Raw genomic sequence first — 21,403 nt, 5'->3', positions numbered from 1 at the left:
GGATGGCGCCGAAGTCCCGGACTGACTCCCTTACAATCTCGACATGATTCCACCGGGCAGCAATGACATAATCCGGTAGAATCGCATTCATTCCCGTACCCATTACCGACTATCCGGACTCAATCCCATGGCAAAACAAGATCCCAACGCAGAACGTTACATCTCCATCGCCCGCGCCTGTCTCAAGGCCATCAATGACACCGCGGCCGACTCGGCATCCCGGGAGGAAAAGATCCAGGCGGTATACCAGGCCATCGACGAGGCCTTCCAGGCCGAGTTCACCGACTTTCGCCAGTCCGTGGCCGTGATGGCGTCGGTGCTCGAACGCATCGGCTCCGGCCAGCTCGACGCCAGCGCCGCCGCCGACCTGGCCCGCAAGACCCTGGCCCAGCAACCGGAAAGCACCCGAGACGCCATCATCCACTGAATCATTGAGAACTGTACCCTAATATGCCTCGCGACCCGATTTCTGCGGCCGTTGTCGCCGCTCTCGTCACACTGCTGGCCCTGCTGCCCGCGCTCGGACACGCCGACACTGCCCCTGAGCCAGTCAAGAGCGCCAATGACCACCATGAGTATCGCTTTCTGACCCTGGACAACAACCTGAGGGTGTTGCTGGTGTCGGCGCCGGAATCGGAGAAAGCGGCTGCCTCCCTCAATGTGACTGTTGGCAGCGGCGACGACCCCCGCGGGCGTGAGGGCCTGGCGCACTTTCTGGAACACATGCTGTTCCTGGGCACGGAAAAATACCCCGAGCCAGGCGAGTACCAGCAGTTCATCAAGAGTCACGGCGGCAGCCACAACGCCTTCACCGCCTTTCAGGACACCAACTACTTTTTCGATATCCAGGCCCAGCACCTGGAGCCGGCTTTGGACCGGTTCGCCCAGCAGTTCTCGGCACCGCTGTTTACCGCGGACCTGGTGGAGCGGGAGCGGCGCGCGGTACATTCGGAGTTCTCCTCCAAGATCCAGGAAGATGGCCGCCGCTTCTACGACGCCAAGAAGGCCGCCTTCAACCCGGAGCACCCCTACACCCAATTTGCCGTGGGCAACCTGACCACGCTGGAAGACACCGAGGCCACCCCCCTGCGCCCGGACCTGGTACAGTTCTGGCAGGAACACTACTCGGCCAACCGGATGACCCTGGTGGTGTACGGCCCACAGTCCCTCGACCGTTTGGCCGCCATGGTGCGCCCAAGGTTCTCCGCCATTGACAACCGCGATCTGGCTGACGAACCCATCGCCACCCCGCTGATGACTGACGGACAGTTGCCGCGCCAGATCGAGGTGGCGGCGCTGAGGGACATTCGCAGCCTGAACCTGATGTTCCCCATTCCCTCCCAGCAGCCGCAGTATCGCACCAAGCCTGCCAATTACGTCTCCAACCTGCTGGGTCACGAGGGGCCCGGCAGCCTCTTCGACGTGCTCAAGACGCAAGGCTGGGTGGAGGTACTGTCAGCAGGCACCAATACCGATACCGGTCAGGAGGCGATCCTGGAGATCGCCATGGAACTGACACCCGAGGGCCTGGCCAACCGGGAGCGGATCATCAGGCTGACCTTCGCCTACATCGACAAAATTCGTAACGAGGGCATCAGTCGTGAGCGCTTCCAGGAGATGCGACAGCTGGCCGAGATCGGGTTCCGCTTCCAGGAACAACAGCAGCCGGTGCACAAAGTCATGCGCCTGGCCATGCAAATGTCGCGCGTGGCGCCCGAGGATGTGCTGCGCGCGCCCTGGATGATGGAGGCCTATGATCCCCAGGGATACCGGGCGGTGCTGGACCGGCTCACCCCGGACAACGTCGTGATCGCGGAATTGAGCCAACGCCTGTCGGGCGAAGGCCACCCACGCCGACCTTGGTACGACACCTCCTACCGCATCACCCAGCTGTCCCCCGAGCAGCTCGCAATGGCACCGGAGGCAGCCTTGGCCGGCCAGCTGGCTCTGCCGTCCGCCAACCCCTTTATTCCCGAACAGCTGGAGCTGGTCTCCGGGCCGACCATGGCGAAGCCGGTGCCCCTGGGCACCCAGAATGGGCTGGCCACCTGGTACGCCAGGGACACCCGCTTCGACACCCCCAAGGCCAATATCTACCTGAGCCTGAGATCCCCGGTGGCCCGGGCTACCGCCCGCAATCAGGTGCTGGCCAGCCTGCTGGTGGATACCCTCAAAACCAACGTAAATGCTTATGCCTATCCAGCGCGGCTGGCCGGCCTGAATTACAAGATCTATCCCCACCTGCGCGGCATCACCATTCGCGTGGGCGGCTACAGCGACAAACTCCATGTCCTGTTGACCCGCATCCTGTCCCAGTTCGCCCGGCCAACCCTGACTGAGCAACGGTTCGAGATTGCCCGCAACAATCTGCTCGACAGGCTGCGGAACAAGGCACAGGCCAGACCCGTTGAACAGACCGGTGAGTTTGTCCAGACCACCCTGCTCGAAGGCGCCTGGAGTACCGACGCCAAGATCCAGGCGGCCGAGTCGGTGCAGTTTGAGGATCTACAGCGGTTCGCCAGGGAGTTCCGCGCCCAGCTGGACCCGGTCATGCTCAGTCACGGCAACCTGACGGAAGCCTCGACCCTGAACATTGCCCAGCAGCTCAATGCCTATCTGCTGGACCAGAGCCAGCACGTCTCTGTGCCCCGCAGCGGGGTTCGGGAACTGCCGGCCGGCGAAACCCGGGTACGCCTGGAGGTCCACCACCCGGACACCGGTTACACCCTCTACCTTCAGGGCCGTAATACCGGCTTCGCCGAACGGGCCCGCTACCGGCTGTTGGCGCAACTGATCGGGGCTCCCTTCTACGAGGAGATCCGCACCCGCCGCCAGATGGGTTACATTGTCTACGCCACCTCCTTTGAAATGCTGGAAACCCCCGCCATTGGCCTGGTTGTGCAGTCCCCGGAACAGGGCGGCAGTGACATCGATGCGGCGGTACAGGACTTTGCCGCCGACATGGCCGGGCGACTGGCGGAGTTGAGCGCGACCGAGCTGGAGCGGGAAAAACAGGCGGTGATCAGCCACCTGCTGGAGCAAGACCGGCAACTGAGCGACGCCAGCGAACGCTACTGGCGGGAAATCGACCGCAACAACCCACGGTTTGATTCCCGCGAACGGCTCGCCGACGCGGTTGCCCGGGTCACCCGGGAAAACCTGCTGGACGTGTTTCAGCGGGCTCTGGTGGACCGCTCGCAGGCGTTGCGAGTCACCACCTCGGCAGAGCCCCAGGACAACGAACGGATCGTCAACACACTGAGCGAGCGTCAAGTGGTGCCCAACAGCTGATCAAGCGCCCACGTCCGGAAACTGGCGGAGAAAGCGCTGCCAGTCTTCCGGCTCATCCACGTCCCAGCGGGTTTCCAGCAGGCAACAGCTGACGCCCAACGCCTCAGCACGGCGTCGAGTCTGGGCCAGAACGGCACCACTGCCCCAGGCGATGTCGGCAAGTTGCCCCGGCACCAGTCGCCGGGCGCCCAGCAGCACGTACCCCCCATCGTCTGAAGGCCCCAGGACCAGGTCTGCCCCTTCCAGTACCTGCTGCGCCAGGTGGACGTAGCCCGCATCCACCGAGGGGCAGTCACTGCCAACAATGATCACCTGGGTGTATTCCTCGAGGCCGGCGCTTATCGCGGCCTCCATGCGGGCCCCCAGGTCCCGCCCAGTCTGGTAGCGCTGCTCAACGCCGGCCGCCTCCAGATCCGCCAGAATGGGACCGGCGGCTGGCGGCGGCACCGACATTTCCCGGTCCCAGTAGAACTGCATCGGCAGGCCAGTGGCGGTCAGGTGGGACAACACCCTTCGGGTCAGCAGGATATGCGCCTGCAAGGCCCCCGCCTCCGCCAACAACGGCGACAGCCGGGTCTTCACCCGCCCCAGCTCCGGCCACTTGGCGAACTGGACCAGCAACGTGGAGGGATCACTCTTGGCGTCGGACATCGGCACGGTACTCTCGGGCGAGGGATTCCGGCGATTCGCCGCGCCAGTAACGCCAGCGCAATCGCCACATTAACCAGATGGTGCGCCAGGGGCCGAACTGCTCCCAGCGGCGGCTGTCGGTCACCACCGGGTCTGCCACACAATAGGGCGGGGAAACCGTTTTCAGGCGTTTCGACAGTTCCACATCCTCCATCAACGGGATCGGCCGGTAGCCCTTCAGGGCTTCGAACACCGGGCGACGAACGAACAGGGCCTGATCACCGGTAGCGATGCCCGTCAGGCGGGAGCGCCGGTTCATGAACCAGGCAATTACGCGAAACATGGGGCGCCGGCCGCTCAGCCGAACATCGAAGCGCCCCCACGCCCGCTTGCTGGCCAGGAACGCTCGCAGGTGGTCCATGGCCGCGACCGGCAATCGGGTATCCGCGTGCAGGAACAGCAGGACTTCGCCCCGGGCCACGGCTGCCGCGGCATTCATCTGCACCGCCCGTCCCCGTCCACAGACCAGTACCCGATCGCACCAGGGGGCCGCCAGCCGTGCGGTCGCGTCGTCGCTGCCGCCATCAGCCACCAGCACCTCGCCACCGGCCTGTCGCAGGGGCGCCAGATGTTGCAGGGTCGATTCGATGGTCGCCGCTTCCCGCCACACGGGAACTACGACAGTGACCGGGCAGGAATTGGTCATCGCAGGGAACACACCCGGACCGAAGTCCATAAGCCATTGTTTCGCTGTATTTTAGGGAGAGGGGCACAGCCACGCAAACCCATCGCGGGAAATCGTGGCAGGGGAGCCGGCAAACAGGCTGCGGGTAGAGTCAGGGACGGGAGCCCCCGGGGATGGCCAGAGCGTGGGACTGGTGCGCCGGTAACCGATCATAAAACACATCCGGCACGGTGGTACTCAGGCCAACCCGAGTGGTCACAAGGCACGATGTCCGTTAATCAACAACCTTGTGCAGAAGGAACAACAACCCTGGGCGTCAATCGGCTCAGGCCACTGCCGACACCTGACCGACAACACTCGTGAACAGTTGTTCTTCAATATCCCGCTTCAGGGTATCGACATCGACAGTCCAGGTTTGCTCGTCGGCATGACCGAACAGACGCGCCAGGCTGCGGGACTGACTCTCGGTGCGAACAAATTGCAGCGTCGGGACAAACTGCTCCCGGACTCCGCCAAGCCACCAGGTAACGACCGGGGCGCGAACAGACTGCCCGTCGGGCGCCTTCTGTACCTGCTCAGCACACTCCATCTGCCAGCCGATATGCAGCTCATCAACGCCGGTACGACGGTTCATGTCCTTTTCTTCACTCAAACCAATCAAACGGATGGTAGAAATGCTCATAACAATCTCCTGTATTGTTGGGGAAAGAGCGGAGTACCTCCGACTCTTGTGAACAACTGTACACACACTTTTTGAGAGACTGCTATAGCAGGTTTCCGAAATGTCCCCTAATGACAAGCAAGAGGGTTGATTGTTGCGCCCGCACCAGCCCCTTGCCCACCCCGCCCTCCGGACTGCAGCCCACGAATACGGCGATTAGGCCTGAAAAACCGCCTCAAATGGTGCGGAATCTGGCATAGTACTGAACCCTGGAAAGCATTGAGCCCAATCAGCGTACGTATGCCAAACAAGGACCAAGAAAAAGTCATCCAGATCAATATCCCGGTACTCAAAGAGCGAACCGGCAACGTGATCCGTGGTGTTGGCAACTTCACCACCATGACCATTCGCATCCCCCAGGCCTTCTGGCCCGTCGCCAGGTTGTTGGCCAATAATGAGCACATTACCCGCGAACAGCTGGGGCAGTCGCTGGATCAGCTGTTCGCCTCGCTCTACGAGCATCCGCTCAACGAACAGTCCCGCGCCCTCACCCGGGTGCTGCGCAAGTACAGGCTGATACCCAATGAGGACACCACGGAGAACCTGATCCGGTTCGTGGTGGGCCAGGTGGTCACCCGCAGCCCCATCGAAGTGCCCGAGAGCATCGTCAACGAGTTCTGGGGGTTCTTCCACGAGCTGCTGTCAGCCCCGGAGCTCAAGGGGCTGATCGAGATGAACCTGGAGATCGTCCGGCTGGTGTTGCGGACTTACGAGCCGCTGATTGTCGAGCTGGTGAACCGGCTCAAGGACATCCGCCAGGCCAACCAGGAAGGGCTCAGCGACATGGCCCGCAAGGTCAGCGTCCTGCGTCGGGACCTGGTCATCCTGCGCCGGCAGATCAAGGCCATCCGTTACATCAAGCCGTTCCTGCAGACCGATCCGAAGGATTTCCCCGCCCAGGCCCAGATCGTGGCCAAGATGGTTCGGGAATTCGGCCCCCTGTTCATCAAGATGGCCCAGGTCGCGGCGGCCAATGCCGACTTCCTGCCGGAAGAAATCGCCCGGGAGCTGGAGGTCTTCCAGGAGGACGTCGATCCGATGACGCCGGAGGAGGTCAACGACGCTTTCCTGGACTGCTTCGGCAAGCTGCCCACGGACATTTACTTCCAGTTCAACGTTGAGAAGCCGCTGAAATCCGGCTCCATCGGGTCTGTGTACCTGACCAAGAAAGCGGTGATGGACGAAAATGGCCTGGAGCGTCTGCAACCGGTCATCGTCAAAGTGGCGCGGCACAACCTGGAGCGGGAGTTCCAGATGGGCAACCTGGCCATCGAGCTGATGCTGGTGAGCAGCCAGTTCTGGGCGCCCCACTCCAAGCTGCTGCCGTTCCTCCACGCGCTGTCCGACCAGGTCAAGGAGTTCACCCGTGGCTTCGAGCAGGAGCTGAACTTCGAAGACGAGGCAGCCATCCAGAACCGCTTCGCCCGGCGCGCCGACCAGGCCAAGGTGTGGCATGTGCCGGATGTGTACCTGGCCACCAGCCGTATCCTGGAAATGGAATACGTGGACGACGCCATCTCCATCAAGAAGGCCATCGGCGGCCTGCGGGGCCGCGAACGTCGCCGCTTCCAGCGCACCCTCGGTGAAAACTTCCTGTACACCCTGCTGGAACACATCTTTGTCTACAACGAACTCCACGGCGACCTGCATCCCGGCAACATCATGGTGTCCCCGGACGCCGAGCTGTACCTGATCGACTGGGGCAACGCGGTCAACATGCAGGGCAAGTGGGGGCTGGTGCGGGACTACCTGGTCAGCGTGCTGGTAGCAGACACCGACCGCCTGGCGGACATGCTCATCGCCATGAGCACGCAGCCGGAGCAAAACCGGGAGCGCCGCGAGCTGATTGTGGAACGGCTGCAGGAGACTCTGAAGCGCCGGGAGGTGGCGCCGCTGACCAACGACGTGGTCCAGACCCTGTGGCGGGAGGGCCTCCCCGGCCTGCACCGGCGCATGCAGACCAGCATGCAGCTGATGTCCAACACCTACCAGCTGGGCATTGTCATCCGCAGCGATTACCTGCATCTGTCGCGGTCGTTCGTCGCCATGGCCGGCGCCTACATGAACATCTACGACGGCCTGCCGACCACCATGATGCTGCGTGACACCCTCAAGAGCGTGCTGCTGTTCCCCCTCAACCTGGGCCTGAACCGCCTGGGCAACGGCCTGGACCGGCTGCGCGGCCGCGACCTGGAGTACCTGACCTGAGCCAATCCGGCACCCGGCGTTCCGCCGCCCGGCCCGAGGCAACTTGAGTCTGGCGGTGTCGCTGGCTATCATACCCCGCCATTGCCCCCGTAGCTCATCTGGATAGAGCGATCCCCTCCTAAGGGATAGGTAGCAGGTTCGAGTCCTGCCGGGGGTACCATTTCCTGTGCCCTGCTTGCGCCGCGCCCTCGATGCCGGTACTTTCACGGCGATACCCAGTCGATCAGCCATATCAGCCGTTGCTTCCCGGCCCCGGTCAGTGGTGTCCGTGAAGCCCAGCAAGAGTTCAGCCAAACCATGAAATACCGCCTTATCCCCGTCACCCCCTTCCAGCAAAACTGCACCCTGCTGTGGTGCGAAGACACCAAAAAGGCCGCGGTGGTGGACCCCGGCGGGGACCTGGATCGGATTCGGGCGGCCATTGCCGAGGCAGGGGTGACAGTGGAGAAGATTCTGCTGACCCACGCCCACATCGACCATGCCGGCGGCACCGCGGAGCTGGCCAAGGCGCTGTCCGTACCCATTGAGGGGCCACACCGGGAGGACGATTTCTGGATCCAGGGTTTGCCGATGCAGAGCCAGATGTTTGGCTTCCCGGCGCCGGAGGTCTTCACGCCCGACCGCTGGCTGGACGACGGCGACACCGTGGCGGTCGGCAACCTCAGCTTCCAGGTGATCCATTGTCCCGGCCATACCCCGGGCCATGTGGTGTTCTATCAGCCGGAGGCGGAACTGGCGCTGGTCGGCGACGTGCTGTTCCACGGCTCCATCGGCCGCACCGATTTCCCCAAGGGGGACCACGCCACCCTGATCCGCTCCATTACGGAGAAGCTGTTTCCCCTGGGCGATCAGGTGAAGTTCATTCCCGGCCACGGCCCCATGTCCGACTTCGGCACCGAACGCCAGACCAACCCCTTCGTCGCGGACCGCTGGGGCTGATCCCCTCCTCGCCCCCTCCCAGCGGACAAACGTTTCGGAAAAAAAAAGCCCCAACCGCGGGACGGTGGGGCTTTCGGTCTCACTACGAAATCAGGCTGCGTCAGAGGCCTCGACATCCTGAGCGTGGCGCTCGGCCACCTCAGCGGCAAAGTCCCGGTACTTTGCCATCAGCTCTTCCCGGCGATCCGGATCCCAGTTGATCCGGCTGAGATCGCCCTTGTAGTGCTCAATCACCCGCTTGTCCATCATCTCGAACCACCGGTTCGGCAGGTAGGCCGGCAACAGCATGGACGCATAGCCGGAAGGCAGCTGCGGGGCCTCCTCGAAATGGCGCAGCGCCTGGAAGCTGCGGGTGGGATGGGCATGGTGATCGGAATGGCGCTGGAGCTGGTACAGGAACAGGTTGGTCACGATGTGGTTGCTGTTCCAGCTGTGCTCGGGCTGGGTCCGCTCGTACTTGCCGTTCTCGTCCTGCCGGCGCTTGAGACCGTAGTGCTCCAGGTAGTTGATCACCTCCAGCAGGCTGGCCCCATAGGCCGCCTGGGCCGCCAGAAAGGTCAGGCCGCGGGTTCCGGTGGCCAGGGTGGTGGCCCCGAAGAAGCCGGCGGTCATCGCCCAGCCCTGCAACAGCTCATTGTGCGGCGACCAGAAGCCTTTGCCGCGACGGGCCAGACGGGCTTTCTCAATTTCGATGGCGGACTTGATACTGCCAACGACGGTGCGGGGCAGGAACTTCCAGAAACTCTCGCCCATGCGACTGCTGGCCGGATCTTCCGGCGTCGCCACGTTCTTGTGGTGACCGTAGTTGTGCTCGACCACAAAGTGGGTGTAGCCGGTAGGCGCCAGGGCCGCCATCGCAAACAGCTTGTTCAGCTTGCCGCTCTTGTGGCCCAGTTCATGGGCGGTGTTAATGCCAATGCCGTTAACGGCACCGACCGTCAACGCCAGCCCGATCCGGTCACTCATGGGGGTTTTCTTGCGGCTGGCCAACCAGGCTCCCAGAAAGGTCATGGCGTACTGGGTCGGAATAAACGCCTTAACGATCCGGCTGTAGTACTTGTCGTCCTCCAGCGCCTTGACCGCCGACTCCGGCGGGTTGCTGGCATCGTCACCAATCAATTCGTCCAGCGCAGGGATGATGCCATGAACCAGCGCCGGGCCGGTCCAGGCCAGCGCCCGCAGTTTTTTGGGGGCGATGGCATAGCCTGTCAGCGCCGCCAGACCGATGACCGGCAGTCCCGGCCCCAACAGCCACAGGTAGCGCTTGGGATCTTTCCAGGTGGAGCCAGCCTTGCTGGCTTCCGCCTGCTGTTCAACCGCCTGGCCGGCCAATTCATCAGAAACTTTCACATTCATTGCTTCCTGCCTCCCATGTGAGATGAACCCTCTTGATTATTGTAGGACAATATTACATTACAACAGATGGGCAATGGAGGTACAGGTGATCTTGGGACAATGTCTTGCCCGAGCCGCCGTCGTTGCCGCGATTCCTAAAATCAGGGACCATAACTCGCTGGCCAAACAGCCTTTTCCTCATCGTTTACGAGCACCCAGACCGCAATGATCGATTCCGCCCCTGGCTCACACGCCCCCCGGACCAGCCCCCTTGGCCCGACCTTGATGGCCCTGTCGGCTCTCTATCTAGCCCAGGGCCTGCCCTCTGGGCTGTTTGCCCATGCCTTGCCGGTGTTCTGGCGGGAGGCAGGAGTGGCCCTGGGCTGGATAGGGGCATTGAAACTGCTCGCTCTGCCCTGGGTGCTGAAAGCGCTCTGGGCGCCGAAGATTGACCAAAGCCTCCAGGCCGGCACCGCACCCGGGCGGTGGATCGGCCGGCTGCAGGTGTCCGCCACCTTCCTGTTGCTGGCTCTGGCGCTGATCGGGCTGGTGCCAGCAGGCCTTGGGGTGCTGCTGGTGGTAGGGCTGGTGCTGGCAATCAACCTGCTGATGGCTACCCAGGACATCGTGACCGACGGGCTGACGGTACGTTGGGTTCCCGCCCGCTGGCGGGGCCACGCCAACACCCTCCAGGTGGCGGGTTACAAGGTGGGGATGCTGGTGGGGGGCGCGCTGCTGCTGATGGTGGCCCAGCATCTCCCGTTGCAACTGGCGCTGACCATCCCCGCCGTGCTGCTCCTCGCGCTGTACCTGCTGGTTCGACGCTATCGGCCGATGCTGCAACCACTGGCCGAGGACTCGATCGACGAAGCACATCAACGGGCACACTTTGAGGCGAGCCACAGCCCCTTCAGGGAAGGTCTCGCGGGATTCCTGCGGCAGCCGGGCATAGGCTTCTGGCTGGGCCTACTCGCCTGCTACAAGGTTGCCGACGCCATGGGCTCTGGCATGATCCGTCCGATGTTGACCGACGGCGGCTGGACGTCCGGGGATATCGGCACTTTCACCCTGATTACCACCCTCGCCGGCCTCGTTGGCGCGGCCCTGGGGGGCTGGCTCTACCAGCGGTTGGGCGGCCGACGCAGCCTGATCCTGGCGGGGCTGGCCCAGGCCGTCACCATGGCCGCCTGGGCACTGGTGGCGATCCATGGCGCGGAAGGTCCACGGGTTTATGCCATCGGACTGCTGGAGCAGTTGGCCGACGGCAGTTCCACGGTCGCGCTGTTCGCGGTGATGATGAATCTGTGTCGCAAGGACTGGGCCGGCACCGATTTCACCCTGCAGGCGTCGATCCAGGTCGTCTTCGCCGGGCTGTTTGGGCTTGCCGGAGGTCTGGTGGCCCAGGCCACCGGTTATGCAATCTTACTGGTTGTGGCAGGCGTGCTTGGGGTACTGGTGGTCATCACACTGGCCCTGAAGTCTCGCAAGGGCCATCGACCAATCAGCCGCTGACTGGGCACGCTCCTTGCTTTATCCGGGATGAACGTCGCAAATACGTCGACACCGGAGGAAATTTGCCGTGTCCCTACTCACATCCCTGGCCCGCATGAGCGCCAGCCTGCAACAGGCCACCAGCCAGCAGACACAACCCCAGGCGGCCCCTGCGTCCAACGCCGCCAGCACGGAGGGTCAGGCGAAGGGCGGTCAGGACGACGTGACCCTGTCCGGCGGCAGCCTGCCCAAGGCCGCTTCCCGGTTGGCCATTGGTGAGTACAAATCCCGGGTCGGCCAGGACAGCGCTTTTGTGAAAGAAACCCTGCGGCATAAAATTGCCGAGTATGGCGTCCACCCCGGCACCCGGATGTCCGTGACCAAGGCGGACGACGGCTCGCTGCATCTGCAGGCCGCCATTCCCACCCAGAAGCGCGAGCAAATCGAACAGGACCTGAACCACAACACCGCCTTCCGGGAGGCCTTCAACCGGCTGAGCAACCAGGAACCGACACTGGCGTTCGTGGACACCGCCTTGAAGCTGAACAAGGCCTATGGCACCAGCAATTCGCTGCTGGATTCCCTGGTCAGTGAGAACGAGCAATTCAACGGGTTGAACGACCTGGTGCACCGCTACGACAGCATCCGCCGCACCATCGGTGCAGAACAGGTTGAGGCTGCCGGGACCCAGCGGTCCTACGCCTTCAGCCTCAACGCGCGGGCCTGACCTGGTGGCCGGCTACGGCTGGAATGGCTCAGGATCGCCCTTGCCCACCCGGGTCACTTCCGGCACATCCCCCAACATGTTGACCACGGTGGTGGCCTCCAAGCCACAGAAGCCACCATCGATGATCAGGTCCAGATCGTGCTCCAGGGTCTCGCGGATGTCGTAGGGATCGGTCATGGGCTCCGTTTCCCCCGGCAGGATCAGGGTGCTGCTCATGATTGGCTCCCCAAGTTCGCTGAGCAGCGCCTGGACAATGGCGTTGTCCGGTACCCGCAGGCCGATGGACCGCCGCTTGGGATGCTGCAGTCGTCGCGGCACCTCGCTGGTGGCATCGAGGATAAAGGTGTAGGGGCCCGGGGTGTAAGTCTTCAGCAGGCGGTACTGGGTGTTGTCGACCTTGGCATAGGTGCCGATGTCGGACAGGTCGCTGCACACCAGCGTGAAGTTGTGCTTGTCGTCCAACCGGCGAATGCGCTTGATCCGGTCCGCCGCCTGCTTGTCTCCCAGGTGGCAGCCGATGGCATAGGCCGAATCGGTGGGGTATACGATCACCCCACCCTTGCGCAGGATCTCCACGGCCTGGTTGATCAGGCGTTTCTGGGGCGTCTCCGGATGGACCTGGAAAAACTGACTCATATGAAAGTCCTTATTCCTTGACCGCGGGGTCGTGTTTGGAGCCCCCCATGCAGTTGGGCGAGGCCGGAGTCTCCTGTCCTTGGGCCTGCCATTCGGCGGGGGTGTACAGATGCAACGCCAGGGCGTGAACACCGGCCGCCAGTTCCTCCGACAGCGCCTGGTAGATGGCCTGGTGACGCTTGACCTTACCCTGCCCCTCGAAGGCACCGGAGACCAGGGTCACCTTGAAATGGGTTTCGGAGTTGGGCGGCACACTGTGCATGTGGCTTTCGTTTTCCACAGCCAGATACTCCACGGCGAACCCGTCTGTGAGTTTCTGTTCGATGGTCTGTTGAACCGACATAGACCGTTTTGCTCCTGATTCACGGAATGGATAGTCCCATACAGTCTACTATACGGCGGCCCTGCCGGCTTGACAGTTTGCCGGCAAACCGCCATCTTCCCACTCCCCCGACACCCAGCAGATTTGTCCGCTTGCCATGCGTCTATTCATTGCCGAAAAACCCAGCCTGGGCCGCGCCATTGCCGAGGCCCTGCCCGGCCCCGTGCAAAAGGGCCCGGGCTGGCTCAAGGTCGGCGCCGGCGAGCAAACGGTCTATGTGAGCTGGTGCATCGGCCACCTGCTGGAGCCGGCAGAGCCGGTCCGTTACCATCCGCGCTGGCAGAAGTGGCGCCTGGACGACCTGCCCCTCTTCCCCGATCAATGGCAGCTCACCCCCAAGGAGAGTGTCCGCAAGCAGCTGCAGGCGCTGGAGTCGCTGATTCGCAAGGCGGACGTGGTGGTTCACGCCGGCGACCCCGACCGCGAGGGCCAACTGCTGGTGGACGAGGTGTTGCGTTATTTCCAGGCGAGCTGTCCGGTGGAACGGGTGCTGATCAATGACCTGACACCGTCCGCCGTCGCCAGGGCCATCGCCGCGCCCCGGGATAACCGGGAGTTCCGGCGGCTGTCACACTCGGCCCTGGCGCGGCAGCGGGCCGACTGGCTCTATGGCTTGAACCTGACCCGCCTGTACACCCTAAGCTACCGCCAGCAGGGGGAGCAGGGGGTGTATTCTGTGGGCCGAGTCCAAACCCCAGTGCTGGGCCTGGTAGTGGAACGGGACAGGACCATTGCCGAGTTCGAGCCCAAGCCCTATTTCCGGCTGTTGGCCCACACCCGAGGCCTGGACACCGAGCCAGGCAGCACCACCTTCGCCGCACGCTGGCTGCCGGACGAGGCGTACCGGGATCACCTCGATGAAGAAGACCGGCTGCTGAACCGGGAAGTGGCTCAACAGATCGCCTCGGACGTCGAGGGACGCCCGGGGCGCATCACCGAGTCCCGGTTTCGGGACCGCAAGGAAGCGCCGCCCCTGCCACTGTCGCTGTCCGCCCTACAGATCGAGGCGGGCCGGCTGTTCCGGATGGGCGCCAAGGACGTGCTGGATACGGCTCAGACCCTGTACGAGCGTCACCAATTGATCACCTATCCCCGTTCCGATTGCCGTTACCTGCCGGAGGAGCATTACGGTCAGCGCAAGGCAGTGCTGCAGGCGATTGCCCGAACCGCCAGCGACCTGGCCCCGGCGGTGGAACAGGCGGACCCGGCGCGACGTACGGCGGCCTGGAACGACGACCGGGTGGACGCCCACCACGCCATCATCCCCACCAGCCGGGTCGCCAATCCGTCCCGGCTGTCCGCGACAGAGCTCAATGTGTACCAGTTGATCAGCCGGTACTACCTGATGCAGTTCTATCCGGACGCCATCCATCAGGAAGGCCGGCTGACCCTGGCCATCGGCGACCACCGTTTCCGCGCCACCGAGACCGCCGTGGCCAGCCCGGGCTGGAAGACACTGGAAATACGCCAACGGGAAGCGGCCACCGACAAGCCCACAAAACCGCTGCCTCGCATGCAGCAGGGCGACGACGTAATGTGTGACCAGGCGGAAATCAAGGAGCGCAAGACCCAGCCGCCGCAACACTTTACCGATGCCACCCTGCTGTCGGCGATGACCAACATCGCCCGCTTTGTCAGCGACGCTGAGCTGCGCAAGACCCTCCGGGAGACCGATGGCCTGGGCACCGAAGCGACCCGGGCCTCGATCATCGAGACCCTGTTCCGCCGCGACTACCTGTACCGGGACAAGCGGTTCATCAAGGCCACCGACAAAGGGTGCGGCCTCATTGCCGCCCTGCCCGATGCGATCACCCAACCGGACATGACCGCGGTCTGGGAGGCCAGCCTGGAGGAGATCCGGCGTGGCGAGGGAGACCCCCGGGCGTTCCTGGAAGCCCTGAAAACCCAGATCCGCGGGTACATCGAGACGCCGCTGTCGCCGGCGTCGGAGGAAACCCAGGAGGAGAGCTCGCAGGCGCACTGCCCCAAGTGCCGGGCACCGATGCGCATCCGCGAAGGCAAGTTCGGCCGTTTCCACGCCTGCACCCGCTTCCCCCGATGCAAGGGCACCCGCCCCATCGAGGAGGTCGCCCCACAGGACGGCACGGGGCAGAAACCGGTACCCTGTCCCCACTGCTACTCGCCCTTGGTGCGACGCAAAGGACCCAAAGGCTGGTTCTGGGGCTGCAGTAATTTCCCGGCCTGCCGACAAACGGTTAACGACGTGGATGGCCGGCCCGGACTCTAGAAGCTCGCTTGGTCAAAAAATCCTCGGCAAAGACCGTTGAGCCTGGCCCCGTTTACGCAAATCTACACTTTGACACTGACCGCGACACCCCGTTTTGGCAGAATAGACCGCAGCCCGGCGCACTGGTGCCGCCGACACCGAACCTACTGCGTGTCGTTTGGATTTTGAACAGGAGAATCTGGATGCGAATTGCTCTGCTGGAAGACGAGCAGGAACAGGCCCAGCACATCAAGGCCGTGCTGACTGAACGGGGCTATCACTGCGACGACTACCCCGACGGCCAGTCGTTCCTGAGCTCGGTACTGCATCGCAGCTACGACCTGCTGATTCTCGACTGGCAGATACCCGACATGACGGGTATTGATGTGCTGAAGAATGTCCGGTCCCAGATGAACTGGCGAATTCCAGTGCTGTTCCTGACCCAGCGGGACAGCGAGCAGGACATCGTTAGCGCCCTGGACGCCGGGGCCGATGACTATCTGTCCAAACCCGCAAGGCCGGCCGAGCTGGTGGCCCGTATCAAGGCGCTGGCCCGCCGTAGCGCCCCGGAAGCGGACAAGGAAATCCTCGAGTTTGGTCCGTTTGTGGTCAATACCCAGTTGCGGACCATCTCCCTGCATGGCGAGCAGCTGACCCTGACCGACAAGGATTTTGACCTCACCCTGTTTCTGTTCCAGAACCAGGGCCGCCTGCTGACCCGGGAAATGCTGCTGGAACGGGTCTGGGGCCTGACCCGTGACATCAATACCCGGACCGTGGACACCCACATGAGCCGCCTGCGCCGCCGACTGGGGCTCAACCCGGACAACGGTTTCAGAATCAAGACCATCTACCAGCGCGGCTACCGCCTGGAGACCATCAACGCTGGCGCACCGGATGAACAGCCGGACCCGGTAGGGCACGCCTGACATGCGGAAACGGGCAAGGCCTCCCAGGATTATGGCGATATTTCGCATCAGCCTTCTCAGTGCCGCCCTGGTAACACTGTGCAGCTCGGCAAGCGCCGAACTGCCGGTGACCCACGGCTCCCAGCCCAGTGCCGCCCCCCAGTCCGCGAACGCCGCGTCCCCCTACTGGCTGTACACCCTGCAAGCCAACGAGTCCGTGGAGACCGTGGCCCGCGAGCTGTTGTCCGGCCAGCACACAGCGGCCCACCTGCTGGCTTTCAACCAACACAACCCCGCCTCCTCTTTCCAGGCCGGCGACTCGCTTCGCCTGCCCCTGGCGTGGCTGAAACGTCAACCGGAGCCGGCCAAGGCCACCTCGGTGTCGGGACAAGTGCGGCTGATTTCCGGAGCTGATGGTCGTCAGCGCCCGCTGACCGATCACACCCTGATTCGCGTCGGCGATGAGATTGTCAGCCGCGGCGGCAATGCCACCATTGAACTGGCCGACGGCTCCATCATCCGGGTTGGTCCGGACTCCCGGCTGGTCTTCAACAAGCTCACCCAATACGGCAAATCCGGCATGACCGACACACGGATTCGGCTGACTCATGGGGAACTCGAAACCCGGGTGATGCCGTTGATGGATGGCGGGGCCCGATTTGAAGTGGAGACGCCCTCGGCCGTTGCTGCAGTGCGGGGGACAACCTTCGCCCTGCAAGCCCGTCCCGGTACCACCACGCTCCAGGTTACCGAGGGCCTGGTCAGTTTTGGCCCGAGGGGGCGTAGCCGCAACATCCCGGCGGGCTACAGCGCATCGGTCGACAACCGTACACCCAATCCGGTCACCATCTACAAGCTGCCGCCCGCTCCGGAGCCCCTGCCTCTGCCCTCCGCGCTCCAGCGTCTGCCGGCTACCCTGGATTGGGTTCCCGATGGCGCCAGCGGCCACCAAGTGGACATCTTCGAAGCCGATAGCGGACGCTGGGTAAAGAGCGAGACCGTCAGCGGTCAGGGTTACCAGCTTGATTACCTGGACAATGGCCGTTACGACATCCGGCTCGCCACCCTCAACGCCCGGGGCATTGCCGGCATGCCGGCGACCGTGTCGGTTGATGTGGAGTTGCAGGCGCAGCCGGCAAAGCTGGATGTTCCAGCAGCCGATGCCAGCGTCAACGATGATATGCCGGAGTTCCGCTGGCAGTACCAGGGAGAGAACGAAGTGGCACGGGTGGAAATTGCCGCCACCGACCAGTTCAGCGACTTGATCGCAACCAGCGAATGGGCACCGGATAACAGCGCCCTTCCCAATCGACCCCTGAGTCCTGGCCAGTATTACTGGCGCGTGGTGACCGAGGCGGGCGGCAATTCCGTCGCCACCAGCGAAACCCGCTCGCTGGTGGTGAACGGAACACTGCCCCCGGTGCAAATCATCAGCATCAATTACATTGATAACCAGGTTCGGGTATTCTGGGAAGCCACCGACACCGCCACCGGCTACCTGATGCAGCTTGCAGAAGAGCCCAAGTTTCAGAACGTTATAAAGGAAGCGACGGTAAAAGATACCACGGCAGCCTTGCGCCTTATTCCCGGAAGACGGTATTTTGTGCGCCTGAAAGCTCTATCTGATGGCCCACTGGCTAGCCGTTGGGGACCCGGGAGGGAGCTATTTATTGAGTAAGCGGATAAAATAAACGAAAAGATCATATCCTTCATGAGTCGAGACAGGTTTCTGACTACCAATGCTTTCTGGACCCTTGGCCTGTCTCTCATTGCGATACTCCTGGTCGCCCAGTTTAGCGGTATCCCCCAAAGGGCCAACCTCTGGCTCTATGATTCCCTGATCACCTCCGTCCCGGCCCCGCTCAGTGACGACGTGGCGGTGATTGCCATCGACGAATACAGCCTGGATCAATTGGGGCAATGGCCCTGGCCGCGGTCGACCCACGCCGAACTGATCCGTCGACTGGACGAGGCGGGGGTCAAAACCATTGTCTTCGATGTACTGTTTCCGGAGCCTTCCGACGACGACCGGGAACTGGCAATGGCCATGCGAGACCATGGTCAGGTCGTGTTGCCGGTGCACCTGTCCGTGCCGTCCACCGACCAACCCATGACCGAGCAACTACCCGCACCGCCCCTGCGACAAGCCGCCGCCGGCTTTGGCCACGCCCACGTGGAGCTGGACAGCGATGGCCTGGCCCGGGGCATGTACCTGTTTAACGGCCTGGCAACCCGGCTATGGCCAAGCCTTGCCAAGGCGGCCGCCGATCCGGATACGCCCCCCGTCCAGGATGTTGTCGAGGGCGCACCGGCAGCCTATGTGAACGTGCGCCGGGACTATGTCGCGGTGCCGCTGGCCGGACGCCCGGGAACGCTCCCCACGGTATCCTATGCCCAGGCCCTGCAATCGGCGGCGTCATTGAACCAGCTTGCCGGCAAAACCGTCTTCATTGGCGCGACCGCGGTTGGCTTCGGCGATATCCTGCCCACACCGTTCTCCAGCCTGGCTTGGCCCATGTCCGGTGTGGAATTCCACGCCAACGCCTATTCCGCGCTGGTTTCCGAACGGCTGATCAAACCGGCGGCACCGGGCCTGTCCCTGCTGCTGACCGCCCTGGTGCTGCTCTTGATCGCCGATGCCCTGCCCCGCCTCAGGCCCAATGAAACGCTGGTGCTGTGCAGCGGCGTACTGGGCCTGTTACTGGCCCTGTTCACCACCCTCCTGCTGGCCTACCGGGTCTGGTTGCCGGTGACCCTGCCGCTGCTCATCCCCATCGCCGCCTACCCGTTATGGAGCGCTCATCGCCTGGCGATGACCAACCGCTTCCTCAACCGGCAGTTGGACGAACTGGGCAAAGGCCAGCAACTGACACTGCCCGACCCGGTGGAGCGGCAGCCCGCCCAGCTGCTGGACCACCTGATTGCCCTGTTCAAGCCCACCGGCTGGTACCTGTCGGTGGATGGTGCCCCAATCCACCAGCAGAACCTGGACGCCGACCAACGCCCCAAACTCACGGCACCGGGGCTGTGGGCACATCGGGATAACCAGAGCTGGATTCAGCTCAAGCGGGGAGAACGGGTGTTCGAACTCGGCCTGGCCTTCCCCTCAACCCTTAGCCGGGACGCCAATCAGCGCTACCTGAGACGCCTTGTGCTGGACCCCTACCAGAAACCGGATCAGCGTGACGGGCCACGGGAGCATGTCTCGGCTCGCATCGAGCGGGTCCGACAGGCCACCGAACGGCTGAACCAGATGCAATTGTTCATCCGCAAAAGCTTCGAACACATGCCCGATGGCATCATCGTTACCGATGAACTGGGCGTGATTCAGTTTGCCAATGGCCACATCGAAGAGTGGTTTGGCGAACCCCGCCCCAGCCTGGCGGGCACCCCGCTCACCCGGTTACTGCAGGGCCATGATCCGCGGGATAATCCCCCCTGGCAGGAAACCGTGTCCGAGACCCTGACGCTCAACCAGAGCCGAACAGTGGACCTGCGCATCCGGGACATGGACTTCCTCATCCATTTTGCCCCCTTCAAGCTGTCCGACGGTCCGCCCAACAGCATTATTGCCAATATCTCCAACATCTCGGAGCTGCGGGCGCAACAGCGCCAGCACCGTGAGGCCATCGACTTCATCTCCCACGACGTCCGCTCGCCGCTGGTTTCACAGTTGGCGTTGATCGAACAACTGAAACGCAATCCCAGCGACATCGAGCCGGAACAGCTGGAACAGCTTGGCCGCCTCGCTCGCCGAAGCTACCAGTTGGCCGAGGAATTTGTGCAACTGGCGCGCGCCGAGCAGCTCACTGAAACGCGCTTCTACGACTGTGAGCTGCTGGCCATCGTCGAGAACGCCCGGGACAGCGTGGTTGAGCAGGCGGTGGAGAAGAACATCCAGTTGATGCTGCAAGGCAGCGAAGACTTGTGGCTGCAGGGCAATGCAGAGCTTCTGGAGCGGGCCATCATCAATCTGCTGACCAATGCCGTGCAGTACAGTGACAATGGTTCGACGGTAACCATTCAGGTCTTCCAGGCGGGTCACGAGGCGTGCCTGACGGTTAGTGACGAAGGCAGCGGGATTGCACCGGAGGAAATCCCTTTCCTGTTTGACCGGTACCGGCGACAGCGAAGCAGTGAGCTGTCTGGAAATCGAGGCGCCGGGCTGGGCCTGTCATTCGTGAATGTGGTGGTTCAGAAACACCGGGGCGACATCAGCGTCAATTCGGTACTCGGGGAAGGCTCCTCCTTCACCATCAAACTGCCCATCGCCGATCCCCTGCCCTAGGCTTCAGATGGTCTTGCTGACCACCTGGGACGGCGCACTCACCAGACCGTTCACATCCACCACCTGGATGGTGAAGTACCAGTCACCCTGGGACAGACCGCCAACGGTGTAGTCCATGACATCGGCGTTGGTGATCTCAACCCGCCGGGACAGGTTATTCGCATCCTGACCATAATTGATCAGGTACCCCTGCAGCTCCCCCATGGCCAGGCCATCGCCGTTCTCCCGGGTTGCCGGAGCGCTCCAGCTCAAGGTTGCGGAACGCTGCGGATCAAACACCTGGGAACCGTTACCCTGGGCGGAGACCAAATCGCCACCATCGGAAGAGCCGCCACCCCCGACGCAACCGACCAACACCGCGCTCAACAAAGCGGCCGCGAGACACTTAGAAGACATTCTAATGACGCGAATAGACATAATTTCAGCCCAATTAATCGTCGAATTTGTGAAATTGTATAAAACGTGGCCGATTATCAATGCGGATCGCGTCGTTCTTCCAGTTAACAAAATGTCAATTTTTCGACAGGATTTGGTAAGAAAAGGAAGCAGGCTATTGATTTTTTTGATCAAAAAACGAACTTAAAGATTGTTTTTTAGACAATCCGGGAGTTAAAAAAGCGAGACTGGCCCATTCAGACAAGACAGATTTGTGATCGACTCGGTGTCTTTTTGCGGCTTAACGGATTCGCCCTGGAAAAGGTACGTAGCCGGCAGGGAGATGTTGCGTCAAAGAATCGTAGTTGTTGGGAGGCTGTTGCGGCTGCCGGCTCGACAGACTATCGGGTATCGAAGCGTGGCAGGGATGGAGCAGAAAGAGGCTGGCTCAAGAGCCCCCGTAGAAAACAAGAAGGCCAGTCAATTGACTGGCCTTCTTCAACGGTGGTAGCGGGGAGCAGAAGCGACCAGCTTCTGCGGCAGCAACCTTGCCGCGCGCA

17 protein-coding genes and 1 tRNA gene are annotated in these 21,403 nt (G+C 62.6%); 11 read left to right on the top strand and 7 right to left on the bottom strand.

Annotated features, from left to right (window positions below; genetic code table 11):
• The first annotated feature begins 127 nt into the window (after positions 1-127).
• Positions 128-427 (top strand): hypothetical protein, encoded by a 300-nt coding sequence (locus R3175_RS01660; protein ID WP_318941866.1) that lies wholly within the window; start codon positions 128-130, stop codon positions 425-427.
• A gap of 23 nt (positions 428-450) precedes the next feature.
• Entirely contained in the window at positions 451-3,291 is a 2,841-nt protein-coding gene (locus tag R3175_RS01655; protein ID WP_318941864.1) for an insulinase family protein, read from the top strand.
• Here the strand turns inward: R3175_RS01655 and R3175_RS01650 are convergent, their stop codons facing one another.
• The 3 genes from R3175_RS01650 to R3175_RS01640 form a co-directional block, all read right to left on the bottom strand.
• A complete protein-coding gene (locus R3175_RS01650; RefSeq protein ID WP_318941862.1) occupies positions 3,292-3,942 on the bottom strand; it encodes a TIGR04282 family arsenosugar biosynthesis glycosyltransferase in 651 nt (216 codons plus the stop codon).
• On the bottom strand, positions 3,923-4,627 hold the full coding sequence (locus tag R3175_RS01645; protein ID WP_318941860.1) for a TIGR04283 family arsenosugar biosynthesis glycosyltransferase: 705 nt from the start codon (positions 4,625-4,627) through the stop codon (positions 3,923-3,925). The genes R3175_RS01650 and R3175_RS01645 overlap by 20 nt, the downstream gene beginning before the upstream one ends.
• A 304-nt stretch (positions 4,628-4,931) precedes the next feature.
• Positions 4,932-5,288 carry a hypothetical protein gene (locus R3175_RS01640; protein WP_318941858.1) on the bottom strand — a complete coding sequence of 119 codons (357 nt, stop codon included), beginning with the start codon at positions 5,286-5,288 and terminating at the stop codon, positions 4,932-4,934.
• A gap of 279 nt (positions 5,289-5,567) precedes the next feature.
• Between R3175_RS01640 and R3175_RS01635 the strand changes: the two genes are divergently transcribed.
• The 3 genes from R3175_RS01635 (at position 5,568) to R3175_RS01625 (ending at position 8,474) form a co-directional block, all read left to right on the top strand.
• A complete protein-coding gene (locus tag R3175_RS01635; protein WP_318941857.1) occupies positions 5,568-7,535 on the top strand; it encodes an AarF/UbiB family protein in 1,968 nt (655 codons plus the stop codon).
• An 83-nt stretch (positions 7,536-7,618) separates the two neighbouring features.
• A tRNA-Arg gene (locus R3175_RS01630) sits at positions 7,619-7,695 on the top strand.
• A gap of 137 nt (positions 7,696-7,832) precedes the next feature.
• On the top strand, positions 7,833-8,474 hold the full coding sequence (locus R3175_RS01625) for an MBL fold metallo-hydrolase (RefSeq protein ID WP_318941855.1): 642 nt from the start codon (positions 7,833-7,835) through the stop codon (positions 8,472-8,474).
• Between the two features lie 90 nt (positions 8,475-8,564).
• Here the strand turns inward: R3175_RS01625 and R3175_RS01620 are convergent, their stop codons facing one another.
• Positions 8,565-9,830 carry an alkane 1-monooxygenase gene (locus R3175_RS01620; protein WP_413231700.1) on the bottom strand — a complete coding sequence of 422 codons (1,266 nt, stop codon included), beginning with the start codon at positions 9,828-9,830 and terminating at the stop codon, positions 8,565-8,567.
• A gap of 264 nt (positions 9,831-10,094) precedes the next feature.
• On the opposite strand from R3175_RS01620, the gene R3175_RS01615 reads away from it, so the two are divergent.
• Both R3175_RS01615 and R3175_RS01610 read left to right on the top strand, forming a co-directional pair.
• Positions 10,095-11,321: an MFS transporter gene (locus R3175_RS01615; RefSeq protein WP_318941852.1), complete on the top strand. Its 1,227-nt coding sequence runs from the start codon at positions 10,095-10,097 to the stop codon at positions 11,319-11,321.
• A gap of 67 nt (positions 11,322-11,388) precedes the next feature.
• Positions 11,389-12,027, top strand: coding sequence for a hypothetical protein (locus R3175_RS01610; RefSeq protein ID WP_318941850.1), 639 nt, complete (start codon positions 11,389-11,391; stop codon positions 12,025-12,027).
• 12 nt (positions 12,028-12,039) lie between these two features.
• On the opposite strand, the gene R3175_RS01605 is transcribed toward R3175_RS01610, so the two are convergent.
• Complete coding sequence (locus R3175_RS01605) at positions 12,040-12,663, bottom strand: L-threonylcarbamoyladenylate synthase (RefSeq protein WP_318941848.1); 624 nt, start codon at positions 12,661-12,663, stop codon at positions 12,040-12,042.
• Between the two features lie 10 nt (positions 12,664-12,673).
• Positions 12,674-13,006, bottom strand: coding sequence for a BolA family protein (locus R3175_RS01600; RefSeq protein WP_318941846.1), 333 nt, complete (start codon positions 13,004-13,006; stop codon positions 12,674-12,676).
• Between the two features lie 136 nt (positions 13,007-13,142).
• Between R3175_RS01600 and R3175_RS01595 the strand changes: the two genes are divergently transcribed.
• The 4 genes from R3175_RS01595 to R3175_RS01580 all read left to right on the top strand — a co-directional run bounded on the left by R3175_RS01595 (position 13,143) and on the right by R3175_RS01580 (position 20,468).
• A complete protein-coding gene (locus R3175_RS01595; RefSeq protein ID WP_318941844.1) occupies positions 13,143-15,293 on the top strand; it encodes a DNA topoisomerase III in 2,151 nt (716 codons plus the stop codon).
• Between the two features lie 182 nt (positions 15,294-15,475).
• Positions 15,476-16,201: a response regulator transcription factor gene (locus R3175_RS01590; RefSeq protein WP_318941842.1), complete on the top strand. Its 726-nt coding sequence runs from the start codon at positions 15,476-15,478 to the stop codon at positions 16,199-16,201.
• Between the two features lie 31 nt (positions 16,202-16,232).
• A complete protein-coding gene (locus R3175_RS01585) occupies positions 16,233-17,858 on the top strand; it encodes a FecR family protein (protein WP_318941840.1) in 1,626 nt (541 codons plus the stop codon).
• A gap of 33 nt (positions 17,859-17,891) precedes the next feature.
• Positions 17,892-20,468, top strand: coding sequence for a CHASE2 domain-containing protein (locus R3175_RS01580; RefSeq protein WP_318941839.1), 2,577 nt, complete (start codon positions 17,892-17,894; stop codon positions 20,466-20,468).
• Between the two features lie 3 nt (positions 20,469-20,471).
• On the opposite strand, the gene R3175_RS01575 is transcribed toward R3175_RS01580, so the two are convergent.
• Positions 20,472-20,864 (bottom strand): fibronectin type III domain-containing protein, encoded by a 393-nt coding sequence (locus tag R3175_RS01575; protein WP_318941837.1) that lies wholly within the window; start codon positions 20,862-20,864, stop codon positions 20,472-20,474.
• Positions 20,865-21,403 lie beyond the last annotated feature (539 nt).

Origin of the sequence: Marinobacter sp., from assembly GCF_033722735.1 — a bacterium.
In the GTDB taxonomy this organism is placed as follows: Bacteria; Pseudomonadota; Gammaproteobacteria; order Pseudomonadales; family Oleiphilaceae; genus Marinobacter.
This window is presented reverse-complemented; position numbering and strand designations above follow the sequence as displayed.

Excerpts from the sequence above, each read along its gene's own strand:
- R3175_RS01640 (WP_318941858.1), bottom strand. The coding sequence starts at position 5,288 with ATGAGCATTTCTACCATCCGTTTGATTGGTTTGAGTGAAGAAAAGGAC.
- R3175_RS01655 (WP_318941864.1), top strand. The coding sequence starts at position 451 with ATGCCTCGCGACCCGATTTCTGCGGCCGTTGTCGCCGCTCTCGTCACA.
- R3175_RS01575 (WP_318941837.1), bottom strand. The coding sequence starts at position 20,864 with ATGTCTTCTAAGTGTCTCGCGGCCGCTTTGTTGAGCGCGGTGTTGGTC.
- R3175_RS01620 (WP_413231700.1), bottom strand. The coding sequence starts at position 9,830 with ATGAATGTGAAAGTTTCTGATGAATTGGCCGGCCAGGCGGTTGAACAG.
- R3175_RS01650 (WP_318941862.1), bottom strand. The coding sequence starts at position 3,942 with ATGTCCGACGCCAAGAGTGATCCCTCCACGTTGCTGGTCCAGTTCGCC.
- R3175_RS01595 (WP_318941844.1), top strand. The coding sequence starts at position 13,143 with ATGCGTCTATTCATTGCCGAAAAACCCAGCCTGGGCCGCGCCATTGCC.
- R3175_RS01580 (WP_318941839.1), top strand. The coding sequence starts at position 17,892 with ATGAGTCGAGACAGGTTTCTGACTACCAATGCTTTCTGGACCCTTGGC.
- R3175_RS01585 (WP_318941840.1), top strand. The coding sequence starts at position 16,233 with ATGGCGATATTTCGCATCAGCCTTCTCAGTGCCGCCCTGGTAACACTG.
- R3175_RS01615 (WP_318941852.1), top strand. The coding sequence starts at position 10,095 with ATGGCCCTGTCGGCTCTCTATCTAGCCCAGGGCCTGCCCTCTGGGCTG.
- R3175_RS01660 (WP_318941866.1), top strand. The coding sequence starts at position 128 with ATGGCAAAACAAGATCCCAACGCAGAACGTTACATCTCCATCGCCCGC.
- R3175_RS01590 (WP_318941842.1), top strand. The coding sequence starts at position 15,476 with ATGCGAATTGCTCTGCTGGAAGACGAGCAGGAACAGGCCCAGCACATC.
- R3175_RS01605 (WP_318941848.1), bottom strand. The coding sequence starts at position 12,663 with ATGAGTCAGTTTTTCCAGGTCCATCCGGAGACGCCCCAGAAACGCCTG.
- R3175_RS01635 (WP_318941857.1), top strand. The coding sequence starts at position 5,568 with ATGCCAAACAAGGACCAAGAAAAAGTCATCCAGATCAATATCCCGGTA.
- R3175_RS01600 (WP_318941846.1), bottom strand. The coding sequence starts at position 13,006 with ATGTCGGTTCAACAGACCATCGAACAGAAACTCACAGACGGGTTCGCC.
- R3175_RS01625 (WP_318941855.1), top strand. The coding sequence starts at position 7,833 with ATGAAATACCGCCTTATCCCCGTCACCCCCTTCCAGCAAAACTGCACC.
- R3175_RS01645 (WP_318941860.1), bottom strand. The coding sequence starts at position 4,627 with ATGACCAATTCCTGCCCGGTCACTGTCGTAGTTCCCGTGTGGCGGGAA.